The 4,992-nt window shown below is 63.5% G+C and carries 6 protein-coding genes; 3 read left to right on the forward strand and 3 right to left on the reverse strand.

The window, feature by feature from the left end:
• The 3 genes from VKI00_RS05060 to VKI00_RS05070 all read left to right on the forward strand — a co-directional run.
• On the forward strand, positions 1 to 758 hold a 758-nt coding region (locus VKI00_RS05060; RefSeq protein WP_324435917.1), incomplete at its 5' end, for an enoyl-CoA hydratase/isomerase family protein.
• The gene (locus tag VKI00_RS05065) at positions 755 to 1,708 is read left to right on the forward strand and encodes an alpha/beta hydrolase (protein ID WP_324435918.1); all 954 of its coding nucleotides are present in this window, start codon (positions 755 to 757) and stop codon (positions 1,706 to 1,708) included. The genes VKI00_RS05060 and VKI00_RS05065, both read left to right, overlap by 4 nt.
• 50 nt (positions 1,709 to 1,758) lie before the next feature.
• Positions 1,759 to 2,760 (forward strand): NADP-dependent oxidoreductase, encoded by a 1,002-nt coding sequence (locus tag VKI00_RS05070; RefSeq protein ID WP_324435922.1) that lies wholly within the window; start codon positions 1,759 to 1,761, stop codon positions 2,758 to 2,760.
• Positions 2,761 to 2,968: 208 nt separating this feature from the next.
• Here the strand turns inward: VKI00_RS05070 and VKI00_RS05075 are convergent, their stop codons facing one another.
• Genes VKI00_RS05075 through VKI00_RS05085 form a run of 3 tightly spaced genes read right to left on the reverse strand, consistent with a single transcriptional unit; the run spans position 2,969 to position 4,799 of the window.
• The gene (locus VKI00_RS05075) at positions 2,969 to 3,730 is read right to left on the reverse strand and encodes an enoyl-CoA hydratase/isomerase family protein (protein WP_324435919.1); all 762 of its coding nucleotides are present in this window, start codon (positions 3,728 to 3,730) and stop codon (positions 2,969 to 2,971) included.
• Positions 3,727 to 4,491 carry an alpha/beta fold hydrolase gene (locus VKI00_RS05080; protein ID WP_324435920.1) on the reverse strand — a complete coding sequence of 255 codons (765 nt, stop codon included), beginning with the start codon at positions 4,489 to 4,491 and terminating at the stop codon, positions 3,727 to 3,729. Before VKI00_RS05080 ends, VKI00_RS05075 begins: the two co-directional genes overlap by 4 nt.
• On the reverse strand, positions 4,491 to 4,799 hold the full coding sequence (locus VKI00_RS05085; RefSeq protein ID WP_324435921.1) for an acyl-CoA dehydrogenase family protein: 309 nt from the start codon (positions 4,797 to 4,799) through the stop codon (positions 4,491 to 4,493). The genes VKI00_RS05080 and VKI00_RS05085 overlap by 1 nt, the downstream gene beginning before the upstream one ends.
• Positions 4,800 to 4,992 lie beyond the last annotated feature (193 nt).

Here is a 4,992-nt window from a genome sequence, read left to right on the forward strand (position 1 = left end):
AGGAGGGTGCTGCGGTCCCTCCGTTGGGCCGACGCGGCGCCTCTGCCGTCGCACGCGTGGCCAGGGGCGCAGATCGCGCCCGTGTCCTGGAGCCGGTGGTGCGCAGGACTCCGTTGTGGGGCGCTGTCCAACTCGACCGCCTGCACGCGACGTTTTTGCGGATGAACGCCAGCGGTGTCATCTTCGTTGCCGCCCTGAACGGTTCGGCTCTCGGCCTGGGCGCGGAGTTCGCCTGGGCATGCGATCTAAGGGTCATGGCTGACGGGGAGTTCTTCATCGGCCAGCCCGAAGTGCTCCTGGGAATTAATCCCGGCGGTGGTGGCACCCAGCGGCTGACCCGCCTCATCGGTACCCACCGATCGTTGGTTGCGATCCTGGAGGGCAAGCCGTTCACGCCCGCGCAGGCGCTGGCCAATGGGGCCGTCGACGAGGTCGTGGCGCCTGACGACGTCGTTACGCGGGCGACCGAGCTTGCCGAGTACTTCGGCTTGCGGCCCAGAGAGGCGGTCGCGGCGATCAAAAGGGCGGTGTACTTCGGCGGCTCGATGGAGCTGTCGGAAGGCTTGCACGTCGAACGCACCGAGTTTCTCGGCACCGATCAGTCCAAAGACGGTCAGGAACTGATGCTGGACTACCTTGCGAGCACCGAGGCCACCGGCGAGCTACCTCTTTACCACGGGGACACGTACGCACGAGCGCTCGAAGCGGGCCGGATCCGCGGGCACGGCTCGACCAACGGCGCTGTGAGCCGGTCATGACCGCTGCAGCACCCCCAACCCGTCACGACGTCTCATTCGCCTCCGGCGAGGACACTTGCGCCGCATGGCTTTACCTGCCCGCTGGCGTCCCCGCGCCGCCCGTGGTCATCCTCGGGCATGGCCTCGGCGCCACCCGCGAAATGCGTTTGCACGCCTTCGCCGAACGGTTCGCCCGGGCCGGCATCGCCGCCTTGGCCTTCACCTACCGGCACTTCGGCGACAGCGGCGGCCAACCCCGCCAGCTCCTGTCGATCAAACGACAGCTCGCCGACTGGGACGCGGCCATCGCTTGGGTGAAGAATCGTGGTGACGTCGATGGCGCACGAATTGCCATCTGGGGCAGCTCCTTTGGCGGCGGCCACGCCATCACCGTCGCCTCACGCCACCCCGAACTGAAAGCGGCCGTGGCCCAGTGCCCATTCACCGACGGTTTGGCCTCCGCACTCGCACTTGGCCCGGCTGCATCCCTCAAGGTGTTACGCACTGTTGCAAAGGATTTCGCTTCCGTAGCCGGACGCCGGGCGCCTGTGATGATTCCGCTCGCCGGGCCCCCCGGTTCGATTGCCCTGATGAACGCCTCGGACGCTCTTCCGGGCTACGAGGCGCTACAGCCGGCTGACACGACTTTCCGGAACGAGGTCGCAGCGCGGGTGGCTCCGACCCTCATGGCCTACCGGCCCGGGCGTGCGGCGAAGAAAATCAACTTCCCCATCCTGTTCTGCGTCAGCAATACCGACACCGTCACGCCACCGACCCAAACGCTGCGCTATGCGCGTACCGCACCCCGAGGCGAGATCAAACGCTACGACGCCGGCCATTTCGATTTCTACATCGGCGAGGTCTTCCAAGCGCTGGTACGCGACCAGGTCGAGTTTCTCACCCACCACCTCCACCCCGCCCACACTGCGGGCAGCCGTTTATCACTCGTAACTACTAGGAGAACCACATGAGCGACATCACGCACGCCATCAACCAGAACCGAGATCGGCGGAGGCAAACGATGAAAGCATTCGTTATCCGTCGGTATGGAAAAGCGAACAGAGTTGAAGCGGTTGAACTTCCCGATCCCCAAGTGGGGGACGGTGACGTCTTGGTCCAGATTCACGCCGCCAGCGTCAATCCCCTGGATCTCAAGATTAAAAGTGGCGAGCTCAAGCCCCTGCTGCCGTACAAGTTGCCGCTGGTGCTGGGCAACGATCTCGCTGGCGTTGTCGTTAAGGCTGGGCGAAATGTGCAGCGGTTCAAACCCGGTGACGAGGTCTACGCGAAGCCCGACAAGGATCGGATAGGCGCCTTCGCGGAGTTGATCGCAATTAGTGAGAACGACGTCGCGAAAAAGCCGCAGGGGCTGGACATGGAACAAGCAGCTTCGGTACCCCTGGTAGGCCTGACCGCATGGCAAGCGCTGATAGAAAAAGCGAAGCTGCGACCCGGACAGAAGGTGCTCATCCACGCCGGTTCCGGGGGTGTTGGAACGATCGCGATTCAACTGGCAAAGCATCTCGGGGCCACCGTCGCGACCACCACGAGCACTGCGAACGTTGAGTGGGTGAAGCGCCTAGGAGCCGATGTCGTCATCGACTACAGGAGCAATGACTTCGAAACCGTCGTTCATGATTACGACGTTGTCCTTGACACCCAGGGCGGTCAGACTCTCGAAAAGTCCCTCCGAGTGCTCAAACCCGGCGGAAAAGTCATCTCGGTGGCCGGCACGCCCGAGCCCGATTTCGGCAAGGAGTTCGGGGCCAACTGGTTCTTCATACAAGCGATGCGGATTCTCAGCCTCAAGATCAGGCGGAAAGCTAAACGCCGTGGGGTGACCTACTCGTTCTTGTTCATGAGGGCAAGCGGGGACCAATTACGCGAGCTCGGCTCGCTCATCGACTCCGGTGCTATTCGTCCCGTTGTAGACCGGGTCTTTCCGTTCCAATCGACCACCCAAGCTCTGGCCTACGTCGAGAAGGGGCGTGCTAAGGGCAAGGTGGTCGTAAAAATCAGATGAGATGGTTCTCGACGCGGGCAGACGAAACAAAGCCCTGGTGTTGATGACGTGTTGATGCCATCAACACCTTCGGCGTATCCGCAGGTCATTTCGGGTCGTCTCGCGTCGTTTCGCGTGCTTGAATCTGAGGTTTTCCCAGCTCAAGGCATTTTTTGCACCTGGTTCGATTCCCGGCAGCTCCACAGAGTTAGTTGGGCACTGGCACCCTTCAGCGACCGGTGAACGTCGGAGCGCGACGCTGGGCCGCTGCTGCCACGCCCTCGCGGAAGTCGGCGGTCGCTTGTAGTCGGGTTTGTTCTTCGAACTCGCGGGCGGTGGCCGCGGCGACAGCCTCAGCGAGTCCGGCGCGCGCGGTGGCACGGATGCTTGTCAGTGCCAAGGGAGCCGAGGCCGCGATTCGTTCGGCGAACCGAATCGCCGCCGGGCGCACACCACCGTCGGCGGCCAATTCATCGACCAACCCTGCTGTGTGGGCGAGTTCGCCACCAAAACGCTCACCGGTGAGCATCCACTCAAGTGCTTTTTGCTGCCCAACGATACGTGGCAACGTGGCGGTTATCCCGAAGCCGGGATGAAACCCGAGCCGGCTGAAGTTGGCCGCAAATTTCGAGGAGGGCGCGGCCACCCGGAAGTCTGCGCTCAGGGCAAGCCCGAGTCCGCCGCCGATCGCGGCGCCGTGCACCGCGGCGACAACCGGCTTGCTAGTGCGGAACAACCGGATGGCCTGAGCGTAAAGCTCATTGGGCGACACACGATCTTCGGCGGGCCGGGAGAAGTCGGCGCCGGCACAGAAGTGTTTTCCCTCCGCGCACAACACGATCGCCCGGTATTCGACGTCGTCGTCCAGCCGCTCGTAGGCGTCGGCGATGCCCTTGATCAAGGCGCTGTCAAAAAAGTTGTTGGGGGGCCGATGGATCTCCACTACAGCCACGTGGCCGGTGGATTCGACGGTGACATCCGGAGCGGTCACAGCTGTTCCAGTAGTTCGCGCACTGCCTCATTGAACGCCTCGGGCTGGTCCATATTCGCCGCATGCCCAGCGTTGTCGATGACAACCTTGCGGGAATTGGGGATGTGACGGTGCATGTAGTTGGCCCCGGCCAGAAAGTCGGTGTCCTCGGCGCCGACGATCACCAACGTGGGCACCGTGATGCTGTCGAGCGATGTGATCACACGAGCGTCCTTTTGAGCCATCACACCGCGGGCGGCGCGGGGCAGCCCCTCGGGGTGCGCATGCACCGCCTGTGCGAGTTCCGCGGATATGTCTGCCGGCATTTCGCCCCGCTCAAGTTGTTGAGCGCGTCGTTCTACCCACGCATTCCACTTGTCACGGGCTTCGTCATTGCGGTAACCCGGCCCGGTGTCGATCAGCACCAACGCGTCCACCCGCTGCGGATGGACGAGGTGGAAGGCCAGGGATAGGTAGCCGCCCAAGGACATTCCGCCGAGCACAACCCGATCGGCACCCGCGGCGTCGAGAATGGCCGCCATGTCGGCGACGCTGATCTGCTCGGTGTAGCGGTTCATGTCGTCGGGTGCGTCGCTGCTGCCGTGGCCGCGCTGGTCCCACACGATGACCGGCCGGTCGACGCTCAAGGCATCGACATTAGGGTCCCACATACCCGCGGTCGCGCCGAAACCGTGTGTGAGCAGAAGCGGCACGCCTGGCGCCTTCGGGTTGTGCACCTGGAAGGCCAACGTGACCCCGTCGTCGCGCTGCAGTCGGTTCACTAAATCACCTCCGACCCGGACTGGATGGCGGGGTACAAGGCGTCGGGACCGCAGGCGACCAGGGCCACGCCGAGTCGGTCCGCCCAGCGATGGTGTCCGCCGGCTTCGTCTCGCCAGGCCCAGAGTCGGCGGGTCAGATAATGCAACGGGTACTCCTTCGTCATACCGATAGCGCCGTGCGTCTGATAGGCGGCCGCCGTCACCAGCTGAGCAGCCCGGTCGGCAAGCATTTTGGCGCAAGCGATTTCGAAGCTACCCCGGCCGAGTTCGACCGCTGCGACCGCACCATCGATAGCCGATCCGACCACCGCGGCCTGCTGGTGGTGACCAAAATGGGCTTGAACGGCTAACTGCCCGGGCCAATGACGAAGCACCGCCCAGCGCTAGTCGTCAGCAAGACCTCCTGCACTGCTGATGTGTCGATGCCGGGGAACTGAATCTGATCATTCAATTGACCCGGATCGATTGCGGCGATCTGGGAAGCCGTGGTGCCGTCCTTCA

The organism is Mycobacterium sp. (assembly GCF_035314665.1).
GTDB lineage: Bacteria > Actinomycetota > Actinomycetes > Mycobacteriales > Mycobacteriaceae > Mycobacterium.

What these genes read in the sequence shown, in the direction of transcription:
- VKI00_RS05065 (WP_324435918.1), top strand. Translation starts at nt 755, where the DNA reads ATGACCGCTGCAGCACCCCCAACCCGTCACGACGTCTCATTCGCCTCC.
- VKI00_RS05070 (WP_324435922.1), top strand. Translation starts at nt 1,759, where the DNA reads ATGAAAGCATTCGTTATCCGTCGGTATGGAAAAGCGAACAGAGTTGAA.